Genomic DNA, 20,582 nt, shown 5'->3' with positions numbered 1-20,582 from the left:
TTAATCTGATTGGTATGACACTTTATCAAATGTAACCCTTGCACCAGGACCCCAAAGCTTCAGTACGCCATTTTCAAATAATAATCCAGTACATTCATCTTCCGTCGTAATCCCGTCCGGTTTTACAAGCTGAGTACGATAAAATACAATTTGTAAAATCGTATTATCTTGTTTCTTCTTTACATACGTTAGATCCGGACTACCCAAGGTATCTAATACTGTATCCAACTCAGTTGGTTTTTCAAGGCTAAGGTTACGAATGAAACGATTATTAAATGCTTCTCGATCCTGCCAAATCATCGCTTGCGGATCATCTTTATAGTAGTTGATAACGAGAAACACCACAGTAACGTAAACCGCAAGGCCAAGAAATATGTACTGTAATATTTTCCTAATCATCTAACTGCTCAATAAAGAATGGGTAAAATGGACTCTGTATCAACAAAACTGAGATACGCTTGCATGCAATATATCAAAGTCACCTACATTAGCCTAGCGCTTAGCGACGATGTAATACATTGCCAATAAAAAGTCCCTTCAAACCACTCGTATATCCTTCAAACTAAAGCCAATTTCAATATCTCTCCTTAGTGTCACTAGTGCCAGACTTGTAACATAATCGCTTGCTCCGGCCTCTAATTTTGCTTTTGCAGCAGGCTTTACTGTCTCATCTTTTAGCATATTTTCAAAGTCATCATGCTTTGCAAGCAGCTCTTGCGCTGTTTTGACACCAACCCCAGCAACACCTGGAATATCGTTCGTCTTGTCACCACTTAATGCCCAAAACATTTCGAGCTTGCTTTGGGTCACAGAAAATCGACTTTTGATATCTTCAAGCGAAATTATCGACTTTTTGAAATAGTCGTACACAGAGATAGCATCATTGATCAGGGGTAAGAAGCCTTTATCAGTCGATACTATCGTGCAGTTAACATTGGCGGCAGCGGCTTTACAAGCAAGTGTCGCTATCACATCATCAGCTTCATCATGTTCGGGATTAAATGATTTAACACCAACACTTGCAAACGCTTCTGAAAACTTATCGAGGTTATGATTTAGGAATTCGGGCATAGGTTGACGACTTATTTTATATTTTGGGTAGAAGTGATAACGCCAACTTTTATCACCATCAAAGACCGCAACGGCGTGTGTCGCCCCCGTTTTACGTAACAAGCTACGAGTAGCTTGCTCTACACGAAGACAAGAGGCCTTAATATGAGCCTCTTGTTCTTTATTACCTTTTGGTTCGTTAACGGCATAGATGCGCCTGATAAGGTTAAGCGCATCTATTAACAACAAATTATTCATTCACTCTAAGCTTTAATTTTATAACACGGTATATATTTGCTTCCAGGTAACTTCATTCGCCCTTGAGCTACAAATGCACCCAACAGCTTATCCATATCGGCCATCAGTGATTTATCACCACTTAATTCATACGGACCGTGCTGTTTAATTGCTGTAATACCTTCATCCTTCACGTTACCGGCAACAATACCAGAAAAAGCACGTCTTAAGTTAGCGGCCAGTAATTGTTTTGGTTGCGCTAAGTGTAAGTCTAAGCCAGACATATTTTCATGCGTCGGTGAAAAAGGATGCTGAAAATCATTTTCAATCTTTAATGTCCAATTAAAGTAATAGGCATCACCCTGAGACTTACGATACTCACGCACCGTTGCCATCGACTGCTTGAGCTTTTTGGCTACCAGTTCTGGATTGTCTACGATAATCTCAAACTTAGACAGGGCTTCTTTCCCAAGTGTTTTTTCAACAAAAGCACTGAGCTCTTCAAAATATGCAGCTGACTCTTTAGGGCCAGTTAAGATCACAGGTAAACATTGCTTTTCGTTTTCTGGATGTAACAAAATACCCAGTAAATAAAGCAGCTCTTCAGCTGTTCCGGCACCGCCTGGGAAAATAATAATGCCATGTGCGATACGGATAAACGCTTCTAGACGTTTTTCAATATCAGGCAAAATCACTAATTCATTAACAATAGGATTAGGCGGCTCAGCGGCAATAATACTGGGCTCGGTTAACCCTAAATAACGATTATTAGAGATCCGTTGCTTGGCATGGCCAATTGTAGCTCCTTTCATTGGCCCTTTCATAGCTCCTGGTCCACAACCAGTACAAATATTCAGACCACGAAGGCCCAGTTGATAGCCCACTTCCTTGGTATATTTGTATTCAACTTCATTGATTGAATGACCGCCCCAACAGACAATCATGTTAGGGTCTTTATTCACTTCAAGCGCATCGGCGTTACGCAGCATGTCAAAAACCATATGAGTAATTTCCACCGGAGATTTATTCTCACCATGGTATTTTTGACAAATAAAAAGTATATCGCGGATCACAGAGAATATGTGCTCATGAATACCGGTAATTATTTGACCATCGACAAAAGCTGACTCGGGGGGATTGCTTAACGCAATTTTTATTCCTCGCTCACGTGCGAGTAGCTGAATATCAAAATCTTCATATTTATCGTATATTTCTGAGCTGGAATCAGTATGGCTACCTACGTTCAACACCGCCAATGCACAATTTCTAAAAAGCCTATACCTCTCACTTGTGGTTGACTGCTGAAGTAAATCGACTTCCAATCTTGATAATAAGTTAAGAACCCCAGTTGGGTTTAGCTCTATTTGCATAGGCTTACTCCTTGTTTGTTATGCGCAGCGGGTGGTAATACCAACTAGTCTTAATACTTGCTCAATTTGAAGGAGCAAATCAGACGCTAACTGCGTTAAAAATTTCTCATTTAGAACAACTAAACAGCAAAATTTTCGCCTTGCCTACATGGATGTAGGTACCTTGGCGATAGCAGGACGCGGTAGCGGTGTTATCGACAAGATTTTCTTGCCTCAAAATAGAACGCTTAATTAAACGAATTGGTATAACTAAGCAAAGCGGGGACGAGTATAAAAGCTCGCCACTCAGCCTTTACCCAAGTTAACTCTATTTACTTAAAACATAGCCTATCTCGCCCGCTGTTCTTCGCTTCATAAAGCGCAGCATCGGCTCGGTCAAAGGCACTGAGCGCTGTATCCCCTTTGACAAACTGAGTAGCGCCGAGAGAAATCGTAATTTCGACTTCTTTTTCTTTAAATTTGAATGGTATAGATTTAATGACTTGCCTGACTTTTTCAAGCGGTTTTTGCGCATGAGTCAATGGCATCCCCGGCATTAGCAAGACAAATTCCTCACCGCCGTAACGTGCGATGAAATCGCTTTTCCTGATAGACTTTTTAAGCGCTCTTGCGATCACCTGTAATGTTTTGTCGCCCGCGCTATGTCCATAGCGGTCGTTGATTGACTTGAAGTGATCGACGTCGATCACAACTAGAGTCACATCTGAGTCATTAATCTCAAATAAATGCATTTCATGGGTTAGACGCTCATCAAACGCGGCTCTATTTGGTAATTTGGTTAAGCTATCCAGTAAGCTTTTGAATTTTTGTTCACTGAGCCGTTTTTTATAATTTGAAACTTTAGATTCTAAAATGTTAATTCGATTATTAATTGCATCAAAGGAGTCTAGCAGCGCCTCTCGCTCATTTTTTTCGAGTTTTTCACGCGCTATCAAATCTGCACTCAATAGCTTCAACTCATTATCGACCAAGGCCTTAAGTTCTGTTATTGAGCTGGCGTTTTGGGTTTGCTGATTTAAGTTCTGAATTTTTGATTCAATTTTATTGTTTAACGATTGCAGCTCTTTAGATGTTGATTTTGAACGTGCTGTTGTTTCAACAATAGAACGATGTAGCTCTTCTAGTGTCTGATTTAAAGAAACTAAGAAGCCTTGCGCAGATTGGCGTTCTTTGGCAATCGTTTGCGCAATAATTTTAATGATCTCTGTCGCTGCAGAATATAAATTATCTAAACTGTCATCGTCAGCAACGCTTGCCCGGATCTCTTTAACCTTTTCTATCACTTCGTCTTCGAAAATTAATTCGTTGATTAAAGCTTGAAGCTCTGCAGCTAACTCAGGATGACGGCCATCGCCGGTTTCTTCCCTAACTTCTACTTTAGATTGCAAAACGGTGTGATAAATTGAAACTAAAGACTCTAGCACTGGGATGTAAGCATTAGTGGAGTTAATTTCTTCAAGTTCAACATCTAACAAATGACGCAACTTTCTGCGTGATTCATTTGGCAAGCCTTTAAGTTTTTGCAGCAACTTGCCGCTTTGTTGAATCGCTACTTGCAACGCTTTTTGGTTATTGGAGTTGGTCACTTCTTGAGACTTCAATGGCTCAGAGATACCATCGATAAACGGCGCTAGCTGCTCAAAATCAACACCTTTATTAAGCACAGTACGAAACTTAGCCAGCTGATTATCAAGCGAAACATCTTGCCCTTTGCAGGCGAGGGATAACTTTGCAGCAAACTGAGTTAGAAGTTCTACTTGTTGTTTTCTTGCATCCTCAAGCGTTTTTCTAGCCTCGATGGCTTGCTTTAATTTTTGCTCGAGCATTAAGGCATTGTCAGTCACAGATTTCCAATCATAAAATAATCTCTTAGTTATTAAGTCTACAACAAATTAGGTCGTTATGTGCAGAAATTTAACGTGGTAACGTATCGGAGTTTGCTGTTTACTCATCGATATTACTTAGCGTGTAAGTTGCTGATTTGGTAAATTGATCATATCTCGAATTACCGACAAATAATAATGAAGAAAAGTCTTATTGCCTTAGCATGTACAGCAACATTTAGTGTTTATGCTGACGTCGACTACCGTATTTCAATTACGCAACCACAGCATCACCTCGCAGAAGTGGAAGTAAAGTTTCCAAAATCCTCACAGTCAAGCATTGATGTGCAACTCCCAGATTGGCGCACAGGTCGCTACGAGATATTGGATTTAGCCAATGGCGTACGCTTTTTTGACGCCAAGTCTCAAAACGGACAAGTACAAAAATGGGAAAAAATTGATAAAAGCACATGGCGTGTACACCTTAGCGAGCCGACCGAACTGACGGTTAAATACCAGATTTATGCCAATGAGTTAGGTCTTCGAGCCAGACACATAGACGACACCCACGCGTTTATCGATGCATCTGGCTTTTTGATGTTTAGTGAATCTTTCAGATCTGAGCCTGTATCTGTTGAACTCAATGTTCCGAAAGACTGGCGCTCTGTTTCCGGTATGGACTTTGCCGATTCAAAACATAGCTTCAAAGCCGATAACTATGACATATTGTTAGATTCCCCTATTGAAACTGGCATTAATCAACTGCATAAGTTTGAGGTAGATGGCCGTAAATATGAATTAGTTATTTGGGGCAACGGCAACTATGACGTTGACCAAATGCTCGCTGATCTTAAAAAACTCGTTCAAACCGGCACGCTTATTTGGCACGATTATCCTTATGACCGTTATGTCTTTATGGTGCATGCAACCAGTGGTGCACGAGGGGCAACTGAGCACTTAAACTCGACGATTATTCAAAGACATAGGAACAGTTTTAAAGACAGAGATGATTACATTGGTTTTATCTCTACTGCAGCACATGAATTCATTCACACGTGGAATGTCAAAAACTATCGCCCAGCAGGTATGGTTCCTTATGATTACGTCGCACCAAACTACACTGATTTATTGTGGCTAGCAGAAGGCTCAACCAGCTACTTTGAGGATTATTTACTGCTAAGCGCAGGGATCACCACCAATGATGAATATCTTAACATGCTGACTAAGCGTGTTAACCGTCATTTGAAAACTCCTGGTCGTCATATTCAGTCAGTCGCAGCAACGAGCTTTGATAAATGGATCAATCAAGGTGGCGATCATGGGATAAATTACAGCACCAATATCTATTCAGAAGGGGCGTTGGTATCCATGGCGCTTGATATTGACTTACTCGCAAAGTCAAACGGAAAAATTAGCTACCGTGACGTTCATAAAGCGCTTTACAAACAGCACAAACTGCCACACAGCTTCACCAGCGAAGATGTTAAAAACATCCTAAAAGAGCTCACAGACCTAGACTATAGTGCTTGGTGGAATGAATATGTTGATACGCCAGCGAATATAGATTTTGACAAATTATTCGACAAAGTAGGGCTTGTTTATGGTTATCCAGAGTCGGCAAAAGTGATTGCTGGCTTAAATGGTATGGCAAGGCAAAAGGGTCAGTTACTGGAGCTGACCCATGTGGCTCGTGAAGGAAATGCATGGCAAGCGGGGTTAACAGCAGGCGATCTTATCGTTGCATTTGATAAGCACCATGTTCGTAAAGATTTAAAAACAAGCTTAGAAAACTTCGAGCCAGGTCAAACAATCACAATAGATTTTATCCGTCGAGATAAGTTAATGAATACCAAAATCAAGCTTGACCGTGACCATGATAAGCCTAAAAAAATAACATTCATGCCAAACCCATCAAACGAGCAAGCATTACTTTATAAAGCATGGATGGGTGTTTCTCACCCAAATGAAATAAAATAATGCCTAATCAAAAAGGGCTGATAACTATCAGCCCTTTTAAATCCGTAGTCCTAAGCTCAGTCGCAATTAGCTTAACTTAGAACAACTTAACTTACATAATGCGAGAGAAGAAGCGTGAACGGTTCTTAGAGCGGCCTCTACGCATAGAAGAGCGGATCTGAGAGCGTGTACCTGCTAGCCAGCTTTCACGGTCTACTTTGGCGTTATCACCACGCCTTGCTTCTTCAGTAGCTCTAAAGCCACAGAATTCACGGTATGCTTTTAAGTCTAGTGACAATTCTTGCAATACAAGTTCAATCATAATCGCGTCATCCACATAACCCAGTACAGGGATATGATCTGGAACGATATCTTCTGGCTCACTGAAATAAGCAAGAGAAGCCATGATCTCTCGCTTTTCATCTTCAGGCATTTGCCATTCTTCATCTAACACAGCATCAATTAGCGTTTGTAATGAAATTAGACGAGTACTAACAAATTCAGGAAGGTTGGATTTTTCCATTGTTGCCACTAAATCTCGCGCTTTAGCAATGATTTCGGCATCACTCACATCGCCACTTTTTTCGATAGCAGCTTTCATCATTCCACGGAAGTGTTCTAGATCTGAATCAGAGAGTTCAAAGTTGATTTCTATAGACACGTCTGTGCTCCCTCAACGTTGTTATTATTAATGGTTTAAGCAAAAAGTTAATCTTATTGCAATAATCTTAGATACTAGCATATCTTTTTCAGAAGTCTTCTCATAAATTACACTTTTAACACGAATTTTTCTCTATTATGTACAGCCATCGCCCCCATCGGTTAAAAGGCATACAGCGGTTTTCACACTGTGTAGTTAGAAATGATGATGATAGCGTTTGAGAACTAAACTTCGATAAAACTTATTTTTTATAAATTTATTTATCTGGAGCAACTGTTTACGCCAAAAATACCGTTTTGCTCCTGTAACGCGTGGTGCTCTATCTATGGTACTAGCAAACTTTTCGCCATGGCTGACAGGACAAGGACTCATTACGAATACACTCAGCTCTTTTTCCCAAAAATGTTGATAATCAATATCGATCGGCCTACCAAAAGGAATTGATTTGGATAATATTTTCTTTGCCCCCTTAAGACTTACAAGCTGAGCAACCGTTCCTGCAGGTACTTTATTTTGCATAAATAACGATAGCGATTTGTTTAGGGGGAAGCTTGCAATCGGAGTTCTTTTGTTCTTCTGAGACTGGAATAGCTTGATCATATCCCACTCAAATGGCAGTGAAGCAATCATTTGGTCTATCTGTGCTAAGTCGTTGTGTAGTTGAAAATCATCTTCAAAAATAAAAGCATAGGGGAGTTTTAACTCAACAATTCTGCTTAGTGCTTTCATGTGACTTAGATAACAACCTATCTCTCCTAGCGTTAAAGGGCGAAAATACTGTTTAGCATTTTTTTTCTTACAATAGCTCGCGCCTAATACATCTGCGTTCAGCTCTGCTCCTTTCACTGCGCTAACCCTTTCAAAGGGGAGTGAGAATTTATCAAATTGAGAAGTAGACTCTGCTAGTCTATCTGTACAAGAGTCTAAATTGATGAGAAAAATATTCGGTTTGGTCACAATAATGCATACATCCACATAATAAGTACACCAGAGTGTGCGGTTTTTGTGTGACGATGGAATGAAGAAATTAAGATATAGAGTCGAAATTAGCAACCTAATGTAGAATCTATCCAAGCTAAGTCAGACTAGTTGAAGGAAGTCGAAAACGCGTGAAATGCTAATCTGAACTAATTCAGCTAATCAATCGATAAGCGGAGAAGCAGGGTTTTTCTCCGCGTTTTGGATTTTATTTCTCAGTTACATTAAACGTAACTATCCATGGCGTGACTTTATCAAGACCTTTGCCTAGTTCAATTGCGATTTTGCTGGTCGAGCTCGGTGACATAATTTGCGTACGCATCAGGTCACCACTTTTCTGGCTATCACCCACCCAAGAGGGATCTAAACACTGCTTTGCAAGACCTTGCGCATAGTTATGAATTTTTACTGCGTTTTCGTACTCTTTGAACTGTTCTGAACAGGTATATTTTGTTTTACCTAAAGTACTTTCTATAATTTGACACTTGTTGCCAACTAGATGTGCTTTTGCCTGCCAAGAGTTAATCAACTTTGTACCAACTTCAGCGCCTTTAAGCGCAGAAAACCCATTTGAAGATGCACTTAGAAGCGTATTTAGCTTTTCACACCCCGACATATCATCAAGCTTTTCTTGTTGCTCAGGAGTCAGTGTTGAACATCCGACAGCTGTCAACCCTGCCAACATTAGAGCAAGTAATCTTGTTTTCATAAACCGTTCCATACTGTTCGCAATAGCACCATTAAAGTTAGACTAATATTTTGCCACTGCATAGTTGTAAGACTATGAGAAGTTTACCTTATTTATATGAATAGGAGTTGATCTAATTACAGATTTATCCCAAATATAGTAAGTTGGCTTGTTACGGCACGATGTCGGAACAAGCCAACGAAAAGATAGGTGAAATGATTACTTACCCAAAGCGCAAATTACTGATGCCTATCTTTTAGCGTATTGACCACATCACTGAGCGTAAGCCCTTGTCTCTGTAATAAGACAATAAGATGATACAATAAGTCTGCGGACTCATTGAGCAACTCTTCGTTGTCGTTTTTCATCGCCGCCAGTGCCACTTCAACACCTTCTTCTCCGACCTTTTGACAACTACGGCTTAAGTCTTTTGCAAACAAAGAAGCGGTATAACTACTTTCAGGGGATGCATTTTTCCTCTGGGCAATCACTCGCTCAAGCTTACCTAAAAATGCAAGCTCTGGCATGGTATCCGCAAAGCAACTTTCGCTGCCAAGGTGGCAAGTTGGACCTTGTGGCTTTGCGTAAATCAGCAGGCTGTCTTTATCACAATCGGTATGCACTGCCACCAAAGTTAACACATTATTTGAAGTTTCACCTTTGGTCCAAAGACGCGATTTAGAACGCGAATAAAAAGTCACAAGTTGCTTTTCTAGTGTCACTTCAAGGGCTTCTTTGTTCATAAAGCCTTGCATCAACACTACCCCGGTTAATACGTCTTGTACGATAGCGGGAATGAGTGCTGATTTATCAAAATCTACTTCTGCTATGTTTTGTTTATTAATTATCATTGTCGTGCTGCCACATCATTATTTATTAAGAACTGCTTGAGCTTTGGAATTTCAATCACACCTTTATGGAACACACTTGCAGCCAAAGCACCATCGACATTAGTTTGTTTAAATACATCAACAAAGTCTTGCATACTGCCTGCGCCGCCAGAGGCGATAAGTGGCACTTTACACAATGTTCTAATCGCGCTGAGCTGCGCTATGTCATAGCCATTACGCACGCCATCTTGATTCATACAATTAAGTACAATCTCTCCGGCTCCAAGATCTTGAACTCGTTTGACCCATTCTTGCGTTTTGTATCGAGTACGACTTGCCGCATTCGGATCGCCAGTTAACTGGTATACTAAATATTCTTGAGTTTGCTTATCATAAAAACTGTCTACGCCTACAACCACACATTGCTTGCCAAATTCATCATGTAACTCTTTAATGAGTTCAGGCCTTGCAATGGCAGGGCTATTAATGGAGATCTTATCTGCACCTTGCTCAAGCACTCGAGCTGCATCAGCCACCGATTTAATCCCACCAGCTACGCAAAATGGTATATCAATATGTCTAGCAATTTCAGCTACCCAATTCACATCAAGCAAACGCTTTTCAACGCTGGCACTGATCTCATAAAACACCAGTTCATCAGCACCGGCCTCACTATAACGCTTGGCGAGATCAAGAATATCCCCAACCACTTCATGGCCTTGGAATTTAACACCTTTGACAACCTGGCCGTCTTTTACGTCTAAACAAGGAATTATGCGTTTTGATAGCATGTTAAGGCCTCCTCAACGCTAAAAACACCTTCAAGTAGCGATTTGCCAAGTATTACTCCACCTACTTGTTGTTTCGCAAGCCGTGCAATATCCTCAAGAGAGCTCACGCCCCCTGATGCTTGTACTTTAATTGCACTGTTATGCTTAGTGATGTCTTCGTATAATGCAAACGATGGACCTGTCATCGTGCCATCCTTACTGATATCTGTGCATAAAAAGTCGCTTACACCTTGCTCTACATAAAAATCTAACAGCTCGAATAGATCGCTTTTCGCATCATTGAGCCAGCCGTGAGTAGCAGGAGACCAGCCATTTTCAGTTTTGTTCACGTCAAGTGCTATCACAAATTTATCGGCGCCACATGCTTTAATCCATGCTGCAACTTCTTGCTGTTTATCTACCGCCATCGAGCCTATCACCACTTGGGCGGCTCCGGCATCTAGCCATTGCTTTACGTCGTCCATACTGCGAATACCACCGCCTACTTGAAAGGGTACAGATAAAGCCTTAGTCGCTGCCTGAATGGTGCGCCATTGCTTTTTGCTCGGGTCTCGAGCACCTTCTAAATCTACCAAATGGAGCTTTGCAGCACCTGCATTTTGGTATTCAAGTAAACGCTCCGCTAAATTAAATGGGTAAAACTGTGCAGTTTCGTACTTGCCTTGATACAAACGAACAATATTGTTCTCTAATACATCTAAAGCGGGAATAATCATTGTTCGTCCTTTTATAGCTGCCAATTAATAAAGTTTTGTAAAAGCTGCGCACCAACCTTGCCGCTGCGCTCAGGGTGAAATTGCATGCCAGCATAATTGTCGTTTGCAACAATCGCAGAAAACGCTTGACCGTACTCACCCGAAACCAGTGTCGATTGATTGATGGTATGCGCAAAACTGTGCACAAAATACACTTGCTCTTGTTCACTGAGTCCTGCCGTGAGCGCATGGGGCTTCACCACTCGGAGATTATTCCAGCCCATGTGCGGTGCTGTTAACTCGTTAGTCTCTAATAACTCAACCTTACCCGGAATGCGACCTAAGCACGGAATATCACCTTCTTCTGTCGATTGACAAAGCAGCTGCATCCCTAAGCAAATACCCATCAAAGGCCGTTGATAGTCAGCTATCGCCTCTGCCCAGCCTTGTTCATTTAAACGCTTCATTGCCACATTGGCATGGCCTACGCCCGGTAAAATTGCTCGTTCAAAGCTGGCTAGTTTCTCCGGTGCAGTGATCACTTCAGGTGTAACACCAAGGCGCTCAAATGCAAAACGCACTGAATTAATATTGGCACAACCGGTATTAATAATTGCAATCATAAACACCCCTTAGAACTTGCCATTTGCTGTGACGCATCCGTTGCAATTGCCATACGAATAGCACGAGAAAACGCTTTGAATAAGCCTTCAACTTGGTGATGGGCATTACCTTCACTGACGCTCAGAATTAAACTCACAGCCGCATTATCCGCAAATGACTTGAAGAAATGCTCAACCATTTGTACATCCAAGTCACCCACTTTATCTCGTGTAAAATCAGCATTGAGTACAAAAGATGCGCGTCCAGATAAGTCCAACTGACATTCTGCTTTACATTCATCCATCGGCAACGCAAAGCCATAACGTGCGATTTGTGATTTTGTGCCAAGCGCGGCCTTAAAAGCCTGACCAAGAGCAATCCCGATGTCTTCTACGAGGTGGTGTTCGTCTATGTGTAAGTCACCTTTCGCCTGAATATTCAGGCCAAGGTTGGCGTGGGTTCTGATCTGATCTAGCATGTGGTCAAAAAAACCAAGCCCCGTCGAAATTTCCCCATTGGCTTGTTGGTCTAGATTTATCGCCACCGAAATCTGCGTTTCTTTGGTATTTCTGGCAATTTGTGCGCTGCGATTTAAGGTGGTTAACTGCGTCACAATAGCAGGCCAGTTATCTTTGTAGAGAATACCTTCAATGCAGAGGTTTTCTGCGAGCTGAATATCCGTTTGTCTATCCCCAATAACAAACGATTTGCTAAGGTCCACTTTGCCCGAGCGCATCAGTTCGGTGAGTAATCCAGTTTTAGGTTTACGACATTGGCAATTGTCTTCATCAAAATGAGGGCAGATCAATACCTCTTCGAAACGGATCCCTTGGCTTGTTAGTATTTGCATCATTTTATCTTGAGGCGCATCAAAATCTGCTTTAGGGAAGCTACTTGTGCCGAGGCCATCTTGGTTAGATACCATCACTAATTTATAACCAAATGACTGTAATTGTAATAACGCAGGGATCACATTAGGTAATAGTGCTAGCTTCTCTAGACTATCTACTTGTTTATCGGTTATTGGCTCTTCGATAATAGTGCCATCGCGGTCGATGAATAAATACGGGGCGCTCATGATACTTCCTCAGTGACTAGGCATTGTTTCAGCCAATTTTCTACTTGTTTTAATTCCTGCTCGTTGCCGATAGAGATGCGCAGCCAATTGTCCTCGCCAAACAGCACAAATGGCCGCATGATTAAACCTTGGAGCATCGCTTGCTTTACAAACTGTTTGTCGGTTAGCTGTAAAGTAACAAAGTTGCCTTCGCCACATAATATTGCGCTTACGAATTCGCTGTCTTGTAGCCATTGTATAAGCTTCTTTTTTGCTAGGTTCAAAATAGAGACTTGGCGACGCATCTGAGTTAATGCGTCTGGCGTTAACGCAGTTGCTGCAATTTGTGCCACGACTGTAGAAACAGGGTAGGGCGCAATCACTTTTCTCACCGGTGCCAATAGTTGTTCACTTGCTAACATAAAGCCAACGCGAAGTCCCGCTAGTGCAAACGCTTTAGATAGCGTACGCAGCACGACGACATTTGAGAACTCTTTGATTAGCTCGACACAGGTTTTTTCTTCACAAAACTCAATATAGGCTTCATCAACGACCAAAATTGCACGGCCTTGAAGCTTACCTGCAAGTGCTGCAACTTTGCTGGCAGGTTGCATTGCACCGGTTGGGTTATTTGGATTACAGACGAAGACAAGTTTAGCCTCGCCAATTGCAGCGGTTAGTGTATCCACATCGTCATTGGCAAGCTGATCTTGGCTTAATTCATTAATCGCAATGTTATGAGTGTCAGCCGTAACTTTATACATTCCATAGGTAGGAGTAAAAATCGCAATGCTATCTTTGGCTGACTCGCAGTAAGTTCGAACTAAAAGTTCAATCCCTTCATCTGCGCCACGAGTCATCAGCACATTTGTTTGCTCGACTTTTGCGTAGCTCGCATAGGCACCTATTACGACTTGTGGCTGCGGATCAGGGTAACGATTTAAGTTATCAAAACGCATTTCAAGCATACGAGCGTATGGACTTTCATTGGCGTTAAGCCATGTTGTGCCTGTCAGCTTTTCGCTTTTTGCAGAGCTGTAAGCCTTTAGTTTTTCGATGTTATTAGGTAACGCAATACTAGTCATTAATACTCTCCAACCTTACTTTAACAGCATTCGCGTGAGCGTCTAGACCTTCAGCTTGTGCCAGAGGTAAAATGGCAGAGCTCAAACCACGCAGGCCCTCTTTTGTGATGGTTTGTACTGTGTAAGCCTTATAAAAATCCATCAGATTTAAACTTGAGTAGGTTTTTGAATAACCATAGGTTGGCAGTACATGGTTGGTGCCTGAAGCATAGTCACCTGCTGACTCTGGCGTATAGTCACCGACAAACACTGAGCCCACGTTTTTTACTAGCGGCAGGAAGCATTCAGCATCTCTTATCTGTAAGATAAGGTGTTCTGGTCCATACTCTGCTGAGATCTCAAATGCTTGCTCTATGCTCTCAACTAAAACAAGCGTGCTATTTTTAAGCGCAGCTCTGGCAATATCAGCGCGGCTAAGTTCGCCGAGTTGGCGCTCGATTGCAGCTTGAGTTTCTTCGATAAGCTGACTATCAGATGCTAATAATATGACTTGCGAGTCTTCACCGTGCTCCGCTTGAGAAAGTAGATCGGCTGCGATAAATTCTGGATTAGCCCCTTTATCTGCAATCACTAACACCTCTGAAGGGCCTGCAGGCATATCAATCGCAAGTCCAGGCACTGACTGAGAAAGTAACTGTTTTGCCATCGTAACAAAGCTATTACCTGGGCCAAAAATCTTATTCACTTTTGGTACGCTGTCGGTACCTAAAGCCATCGCAGCAATTGCTCCAGCACCACCACATTCAATAATGTCAGTAATGCCACAGAGTTTAGCTGCATACAAAATCGCAGGGTTTATCTGACTATCACCTTTAACTGGGGTTGCTAACACGATTGTTTTGGCACCGCTTAGCTGCGCGCAAACACCTTGCATCAATACAGAAGAAGGTAGAGGAGCGCTACCACCAGGTACATATAAGCCTACAGCTTCTATCGCTTGATATCTAAGCTCGCAGATCACACCCGGCTGAGTCTCAACTGTCTTGCTTTGTGGTAGCTGCAACTGGTGAAACTTTTTAATGTTGCTATAAGCTAGGTCAATAGCACTTTTCAGCTCTGGCGCTAACGCGTATTCGCTGTCGGCGATCTCTGTTTCTGTCACTCTTATTCTGGGGCTGACGCGAGCATCGAATTGCTCAGCATAATCAATAAGTGCGTTGTCGCCGTTGCGAGCGACGTTTTCGATTATCGTTTCAACTGCCGCTTTTACCTTGTCACCCACTTTGACCGCAGGACGGCTCAAGCATTCTATGCGTTGCTCGCTGGTGGCTAACTGCCAATCAAACATGGTATTACTCCATCATCTTTTCAATTGGCATAACCAGAATGGAGTTAGCGCCAAGCGCCTTTAACTCTTCCATTGTCTCCCAAAACAGAGTCTCAGAGCTGACCATGTGAAGTGCAACATATTCATCGCTGCCAGCAAGTGCAAGCAAAGTTGGTTGGCCGGTACCTGGTAAAAGTGCACATACTTCATCTAACTTGTTCTTTGGTGCATGCATCATGATGTACTTACTTTCTTTTGCTTGTTTCACTCCTTTAAGGCGTGGCATTAGCTTATCGATTAGCGCAAGCTTACTTTGGTCAGTCAATGCTGCATTTTGAATGAGGCAAGCATTCGATTCTAAGATAGTATCGCCTTGCATAAGGCCATTAGCTTCGAGCGTTGCACCGGTTGATACTAGGTCACAAATGGCGTCAGCGAGACCTGCTCGAGGTGCAACTTCTACCGAGCCTGTTAACATGACCACACTAGCATCAATGTTCTCACGTTTTAGATATTGCTTTAAAATCTCAGGGTAGGTGGTTGCGATGCGTTTGCCGTTAAACCAGGCTTTTTCCTGTAGACCTAGCTCTTGTGGCCACGCCAGCGCTAAACGGCAAAAGCCGAAGTCCAATTTTGAAAGCTTAGTGACTTCAGCAAACTGCTCGTTACGCACACGCTCAGCTTGCGCTTCTTCTAAAACATTTTCGCCAACAATGCCTAAATCACAAACGCCGTCCATTACAAGACCCGGTATATCATCATCACGCACTCTAAGTACATCAATAGGCATGTTGGTAGAGTGTGCAATTAGACGCTGTTCACGTAGATTTAATTTTACACCTAGTTGTTTGAGTAGGGCTTGGCAATCCTTTGAAAGACGGCCTGATTTTTGGATTGCGATTCTTAAACGATTATTGTTACTCATTATTTATTTCCTAATTCTTTAAACGAAAAACCCCGAGGCGGAACCTCGGGGCGAAATAAACTTTGACTATACTTTTTGTTTCGCCGGAGGTTCCTTTAAGGAATAACCCACCAGCGAAATACCTGACAGGTTATCCCGTATGATGATGGTGATGATGAATTGCTGTCAGTGTCATTAGCATGATGTTACCTTTGTAATATATCTGCTGTTCAAAAAGTTCATTTATAGATAAACATAATTTTGTTCTACTTGGCAATCATTTTTTAACGCAAATTAAAGAATAGCTTATAACAGCCGATAATAAGCAATATCAACAGCAGGTTAGTGGAGGATCATATGGATGCATTCAAACCCTTTTTAGCCCCTATCGTAAGACTTGATGTCGCACATAAGTCTGCATTTCATGTAGCTGGTGTTCAGCACTATAAGATTGAAAAAATTAAGAAAGACCTCAAAACAGATGTCGAACTTAAACGCCAAGCTGCTGAGCATGAAAAAATTAAAGAAAGTGAAGATGAAGAGGATGAGGAGGAAAAATCTCACGAAGAACATAAGGGTGAGAATCTAGATACATGGGCCTGAATAGCGAACAACCTATTAACTGTGGCAGTACCATATTAAACAAACCTTTGATTAGCCTGATTGAAAGCGCAAGCTCGGCTCACCCACTTTATATTCGAGAAGCTCCTTACAATAAACCTCTTAGGATATAATTTTCCAGTCAAACTGGTCGTTTATTTAGGGAGAAATAATATGTTAAATAAATCAGTGAAGAATCTCATAGGTTGCTTTGTTGTAGGTCTGTCTGTGCTAGCATTAGCCCCGAGTGTTGTACCTGGTAGTATGGCTGTCTTAGCATTTTACTCAAGCCTTGTACTACTCCTAGTTTCCTTGTTTACCATTTCTTCAGCCAATCACCGCCACTTTCAATTGACAGCAATCATTGTCGGCGTCGGTATGTTGGTTTTGAATGATTACTTGCGTGTCGTCATGCCTTCGCCAGAATCTACTTGGACTAACCGCATCGCTTTATATCTCGTATATCTCACTATTTGTGGGGTGGGTATGATCAAGATTAAACGACAACTTAACAGGTAATACCAGTTGTATTAAGTAAATGATCTATTTCGAAGCGGGGAAATAGCTTTAGTAGCTAGGCAAAAATTTTGCTATTTAGTTGTTCTAAATGAAAAGTTTTTAACGAAGCTAATATGCTATTTCACCCTTCAAATTGATTAGATAATTAATTCAATTGGTATCCACTCTCAGTTATTGCCAAACAGCGGTTGCGATTTGATGCTTAGCCACATACAATTTCGCGACCTGTCTGTTTGTAAACTACATTACTTTGGCTGTATCTACGACTTTCTCTTCTACGGGGCCTTTAGCCCAGCATTTCCCGGGCTATCAACCAAGGCAGCCCCAAATTGATATGGCAATTGCGGTAGAAGAAACTATACAAAATGGTGGACAATGCATCGCCGAAGCAGGAACAGGGACGGGGAAAACATTTGCTTATCTCATTCCTGCCTTTCAGTCTAAAGGTAAAGTCATCGTCTCTACCGGCTCTAAGGCCTTGCAAGAGCAATTATTCCATCGTGACGTGCCGACCCTAAAAAAGGTGCTTGGCAGTGGTAAAAAAGTCACTTTGCTAAAAGGTAGAGCCAATTACCTTTGCCCTTATCGCTTGTCACAGCATTTGAGCCATGTGCCAACCGACGACCCAGATGTTATGCACCAACTTGCTATGGTTGCAAAGTTCGCTTCTGAAACACACAGTGGAGACTTAGCCGACTGTGTTGGTATCGAAGAAGACGCAAAGGTATTACCCTACGTTACTTCAACTGCAGATAACTGTTTAGGGAAAGAGTGCCCAGACTACGAAGACTGTTATATCCGAAAGGCAAGATTAAAGGCAGTCGATGCCGATGTTGTGGTGATCAACCATCATTTATTTTTTGCCGATATGGCCGTAAAAGATTTAGGCTTTGCAGAGCTAATGCCAACCGCGGATAGCTATATCTTCGATGAAGCACATCAATTACCGGAAATTGCCAGTGACTACTTTGGTGAGACTATCAGCACTAAAGCTTTGCAGGCGCTTATTAACGATTTGAGGGTGATCTACCGCGCTGATATTCCAGATATGTTACAACTTGGCAAAACACTCAATAAATTGGAAACCAGTGTCGCCGATTTGCGTTTGGTATTTGGTGGCGATGGTGCTCGTGGTGATTGGCGTGAAGCGCTGGCGAATAAACCGATTTGCGATGCCATGCATCGAGTGATAGCTAACTTAGACTTTCTCTATAAGGTACTCAAACTTTGTCTGGATAGAAGTGAAAAAATAGAACACCCATTTGAAAAGGTCATGACCTTTAAAAGCCAGTTTGAACGTGCCTTTGATACCAGCCAAACCGGATTTAGTTACTGGTTCGAAACCACAAGACGCTTTTTATCTATTCATATCACGCCGCTTGATGTATCAAGTAAGTTTGCACAAATTGTCAAAACCACTGAGGCAAGCTTTGTATTTACCTCCGCCACCTTATCCGTCGATAATTCCCTCGAGCACTTCAGTCGTAGCCTAGGGCTCAAACCGACCTCACAATTTATTGTTGAGAGCCCATTTGACTATAAGCAACAAGCCTTGTTATGCCTGCCACGCTATCTACCAGAGACCCGTGACGACCTAATGCCACATGCGCTGGTAAAGCTTGCAAAGCAAGTGATTGAAGCGGCAAAAGGGCGTACATTTTTACTCTTTACCAGTTATCGCGCGATGCATTTAGTCTACGAAGGACTGAATACGGCGCTGCAATATCCCATTTTTATGCAAGGGCAAGCATCTAAACGGATAATACTCGAACAATTTATTCGGCATGGAAACGCCGTACTACTTGGTACAGCCTCCTTTTGGGAGGGCGTGGATGTGAGAGGTGACACTTTGAGTTGTGTTGTCATTGATAAGCTACCATTTGCTTCACCAGATGACCCTTTGTTGCAAGCTCGTATGCGCGACGCTGAAATGCGTGGATTAGAACCCTTTGATGCAATACAACTCCCCCAAGCTGTAATCGCGCTGAAACAGGGGGTTGGGCGATTAATTCGTGATGCTAACGATAAAGGTGTACTGATTATTTGCGATAATCGCTTAGTTACGAGAAAATACGGCCAGACGTTTTTAAGTAGTTTGCCTGATATGTCTCGCACGAGAGACTTAAACAAGGCAATTCGATTTTTAGAGAATATTGATAAAAATGAAAAATAACCTGTTGGCCATAGATGCCTCCACCGAAGCACTCAGTATTGCATTGCACTATGAAGGCAAGTTTATTCGCCACTTCGAGGTTTGCCCACAGCAGCATAGTCAAAAGATACTTCCCTTAGTTGAACGTATCTTACGCGAAGCCGATATCACTCTTAGTGAGCTGGATGGCATTGTATTTGGACGTGGGCCTGGCAGCTTTACAGGGGTGAGAATAAGTACAGCAGTTGCGCAAGGCTTAGCATATTCTTCAGGTCTTAAGTTGGTTGGTGTTTCAACTTTGCAGGCGATGGCGCAACAGGCATACATGGAAGCAGGCAAGTCCAGCGTAGTGTCGGCAATAGATGCACGTATGGGTGAGATCTACCTATGCCAATACAACGGGGAAACTTGTGGTGTTATTCAACCAAGCACCGAAGAAACAGTTATTACGCCTGAAAATATCGACTTTACATCGAGTGGTGCGGCAGGTGTTGGTACAGGATGGCAAGCATTCTCAGAGCTTGCTACACAGCTTGACTGCGAAATCATTGACAATATCACATTACCAGACGCTTATTACATGCTGTTTATAGCCGACGATAGTTTCACACAAGGCTTATCTGTGGATGCGGCTGACGCCCAGCCGCAATATGTGAGGGATACTGTGACGTGGAAAAAGTTGCCAGGTCGAGAATAAAGGCGTATTTTTATACAAGCATATCGTATTTATTGAGCTAGAACGTGAAACTAAATTCAATCATTCAACAAGCTGGTACTTACCAAGTAAAGCCACAGCCTAAAAAGGCCGTGAGCCCTGCTATTGAAGACGGAAATACGGCGAAGCTCAATACCGCACAGATCAAAACCAGTGAAAAGGGCATTGCGTTGGTGGAGCAGTTCCAGTCGCAGCAACGTTCGACTATCTACGACCGCCCTAACTTTCGTACTGGACAGGCAATTAGTGAATACAAAGCAATTGCAACGGAAGCAAGACGAGATGAGATAAAAAGTATGATTGGCGTTTCTGTTTACGCGTAATACCAATTCACTTAATTAAGTGGTCTATTTTGAGGCAAGAAAATCTTGTCGATACACCGCTACCGCGTCCTGCTATCGCTAAGGTACCTGCATCCATGTAGGCATGACAAAAATTTTGCTATTTAGTTGTTCTAAATGAGAAATTTTTAACGCCGTTAGCGTCAGATTTGCTCCTTCAAATTGAGCAAGTATTAAGGCTAATTGGTATATTATCTCATCCAAAACTATAAAACAAAGAAGGTCAGCAAATGCTGACCTTCTTTGTTTGAAATAGTAGA

General features: G+C 42.1%; 21 protein-coding genes. 6 read left to right on the top strand and 15 right to left on the bottom strand.

The genetic code is table 11. From position 1 onward, the window contains the following. The 4 genes from CWC29_RS19125 to CWC29_RS19110 form a co-directional block, all read right to left on the bottom strand. On the bottom strand, window positions 1–399 hold the full coding sequence (locus tag CWC29_RS19125; protein ID WP_128727097.1) for a DUF3192 domain-containing protein: 399 nt from the start codon (window positions 397–399) through the stop codon (window positions 1–3). Between the two features lie 138 nt (window positions 400–537). After that, a complete protein-coding gene (gene xni / locus CWC29_RS19120; RefSeq protein ID WP_128727098.1) occupies window positions 538–1,308 on the bottom strand; it encodes a flap endonuclease Xni in 771 nt (256 codons plus the stop codon). Window positions 1,309–1,313: 5 nt separating this feature from the next. Next, window positions 1,314–2,657, bottom strand: coding sequence for a nucleotide 5'-monophosphate nucleosidase PpnN (ppnN, locus tag CWC29_RS19115; RefSeq protein WP_128727099.1), 1,344 nt, complete (start codon window positions 2,655–2,657; stop codon window positions 1,314–1,316). A gap of 311 nt (window positions 2,658–2,968) precedes the next feature. Beyond that, on the bottom strand, window positions 2,969–4,501 hold the full coding sequence (locus CWC29_RS19110) for a GGDEF domain-containing protein (protein WP_128727100.1): 1,533 nt from the start codon (window positions 4,499–4,501) through the stop codon (window positions 2,969–2,971). Window positions 4,502–4,678: 177 nt separating this feature from the next. Here CWC29_RS19110 and CWC29_RS19105 point away from each other — a divergent pair, with 177 nt between their 5' ends. Further along, the gene (locus CWC29_RS19105; RefSeq protein WP_138524249.1) at window positions 4,679–6,457 is read left to right on the top strand and encodes a M61 family metallopeptidase; all 1,779 of its coding nucleotides are present in this window, start codon (window positions 4,679–4,681) and stop codon (window positions 6,455–6,457) included. A 91-nt stretch (window positions 6,458–6,548) separates the two neighbouring features. Here the strand turns inward: CWC29_RS19105 and CWC29_RS19100 are convergent, their stop codons facing one another. From CWC29_RS19100 to hisG, 11 genes are all read right to left on the bottom strand, one after another. Beyond that, complete coding sequence (locus tag CWC29_RS19100; protein WP_128727102.1) at window positions 6,549–7,097, bottom strand: YkvA family protein; 549 nt, start codon at window positions 7,095–7,097, stop codon at window positions 6,549–6,551. A gap of 195 nt (window positions 7,098–7,292) precedes the next feature. Further along, the gene (locus CWC29_RS19095) at window positions 7,293–8,054 is read right to left on the bottom strand and encodes a glycosyltransferase family 25 protein (RefSeq protein WP_138524248.1); all 762 of its coding nucleotides are present in this window, start codon (window positions 8,052–8,054) and stop codon (window positions 7,293–7,295) included. A gap of 229 nt (window positions 8,055–8,283) precedes the next feature. After that, window positions 8,284–8,784: a hypothetical protein gene (locus CWC29_RS19090; protein WP_128727104.1), complete on the bottom strand. Its 501-nt coding sequence runs from the start codon at window positions 8,782–8,784 to the stop codon at window positions 8,284–8,286. Between the two features lie 218 nt (window positions 8,785–9,002). Further along, window positions 9,003–9,614: a bifunctional phosphoribosyl-AMP cyclohydrolase/phosphoribosyl-ATP diphosphatase HisIE gene (gene hisIE, locus CWC29_RS19085; protein ID WP_138524246.1), complete on the bottom strand. Its 612-nt coding sequence runs from the start codon at window positions 9,612–9,614 to the stop codon at window positions 9,003–9,005. Further along, window positions 9,611–10,384: an imidazole glycerol phosphate synthase subunit HisF gene (gene hisF, locus CWC29_RS19080; protein WP_138524244.1), complete on the bottom strand. Its 774-nt coding sequence runs from the start codon at window positions 10,382–10,384 to the stop codon at window positions 9,611–9,613. The genes hisIE and hisF overlap by 4 nt, the downstream gene beginning before the upstream one ends. Beyond that, entirely contained in the window at window positions 10,366–11,100 is a 735-nt protein-coding gene (locus CWC29_RS19075; protein ID WP_128727107.1) for a 1-(5-phosphoribosyl)-5-[(5-phosphoribosylamino)methylideneamino] imidazole-4-carboxamide isomerase, read from the bottom strand. Before CWC29_RS19075 ends, hisF begins: the two co-directional genes overlap by 19 nt. 11 nt (window positions 11,101–11,111) lie before the next feature. After that, window positions 11,112–11,702 carry an imidazole glycerol phosphate synthase subunit HisH gene (hisH, locus tag CWC29_RS19070; protein WP_128727108.1) on the bottom strand — a complete coding sequence of 197 codons (591 nt, stop codon included), beginning with the start codon at window positions 11,700–11,702 and terminating at the stop codon, window positions 11,112–11,114. After that, entirely contained in the window at window positions 11,699–12,760 is a 1,062-nt protein-coding gene (hisB, locus tag CWC29_RS19065; protein WP_128727109.1) for a bifunctional histidinol-phosphatase/imidazoleglycerol-phosphate dehydratase HisB, read from the bottom strand. Before hisB ends, hisH begins: the two co-directional genes overlap by 4 nt. Continuing rightward, window positions 12,757–13,824 carry a histidinol-phosphate transaminase gene (hisC, locus tag CWC29_RS19060; RefSeq protein ID WP_138524242.1) on the bottom strand — a complete coding sequence of 356 codons (1,068 nt, stop codon included), beginning with the start codon at window positions 13,822–13,824 and terminating at the stop codon, window positions 12,757–12,759. The genes hisB and hisC overlap by 4 nt, the downstream gene beginning before the upstream one ends. Continuing rightward, window positions 13,817–15,112 carry a histidinol dehydrogenase gene (gene hisD / locus CWC29_RS19055; protein ID WP_138524240.1) on the bottom strand — a complete coding sequence of 432 codons (1,296 nt, stop codon included), beginning with the start codon at window positions 15,110–15,112 and terminating at the stop codon, window positions 13,817–13,819. The genes hisC and hisD overlap by 8 nt, the downstream gene beginning before the upstream one ends. A gap of 4 nt (window positions 15,113–15,116) precedes the next feature. Continuing rightward, window positions 15,117–16,016 (bottom strand): ATP phosphoribosyltransferase, encoded by a 900-nt coding sequence (gene hisG, locus CWC29_RS19050; protein ID WP_128727112.1) that lies wholly within the window; start codon window positions 16,014–16,016, stop codon window positions 15,117–15,119. Window positions 16,017–16,352: 336 nt separating this feature from the next. Between hisG and CWC29_RS19045 the strand changes: the two genes are divergently transcribed. The 5 genes from CWC29_RS19045 (at window position 16,353) to CWC29_RS19025 (ending at window position 20,304) form a co-directional block, all read left to right on the top strand. Continuing rightward, window positions 16,353–16,598: a hypothetical protein gene (locus CWC29_RS19045; RefSeq protein WP_128727113.1), complete on the top strand. Its 246-nt coding sequence runs from the start codon at window positions 16,353–16,355 to the stop codon at window positions 16,596–16,598. Between the two features lie 171 nt (window positions 16,599–16,769). Beyond that, entirely contained in the window at window positions 16,770–17,114 is a 345-nt protein-coding gene (locus CWC29_RS19040; RefSeq protein ID WP_138524238.1) for a hypothetical protein, read from the top strand. Between the two features lie 334 nt (window positions 17,115–17,448). Then, entirely contained in the window at window positions 17,449–19,287 is a 1,839-nt protein-coding gene (locus CWC29_RS19035) for an ATP-dependent DNA helicase (RefSeq protein WP_128727115.1), read from the top strand. Further along, window positions 19,277–19,963 (top strand): tRNA (adenosine(37)-N6)-threonylcarbamoyltransferase complex dimerization subunit type 1 TsaB, encoded by a 687-nt coding sequence (tsaB, locus tag CWC29_RS19030; protein WP_128727116.1) that lies wholly within the window; start codon window positions 19,277–19,279, stop codon window positions 19,961–19,963. Before CWC29_RS19035 ends, tsaB begins: the two co-directional genes overlap by 11 nt. Before the next feature lie 44 nt (window positions 19,964–20,007). Beyond that, window positions 20,008–20,304 (top strand): hypothetical protein, encoded by a 297-nt coding sequence (locus CWC29_RS19025; protein WP_128727117.1) that lies wholly within the window; start codon window positions 20,008–20,010, stop codon window positions 20,302–20,304. Window positions 20,305–20,582 lie beyond the last annotated feature (278 nt).

The sequence above is a fragment of the Pseudoalteromonas galatheae genome, from assembly GCF_005886105.2.
Classification (GTDB): domain Bacteria; phylum Pseudomonadota; class Gammaproteobacteria; order Enterobacterales; family Alteromonadaceae; genus Pseudoalteromonas; species Pseudoalteromonas galatheae.
Note: the sequence above shows the minus strand (reverse complement) of the source record. Positions and strands in the feature narration are given on the sequence as shown.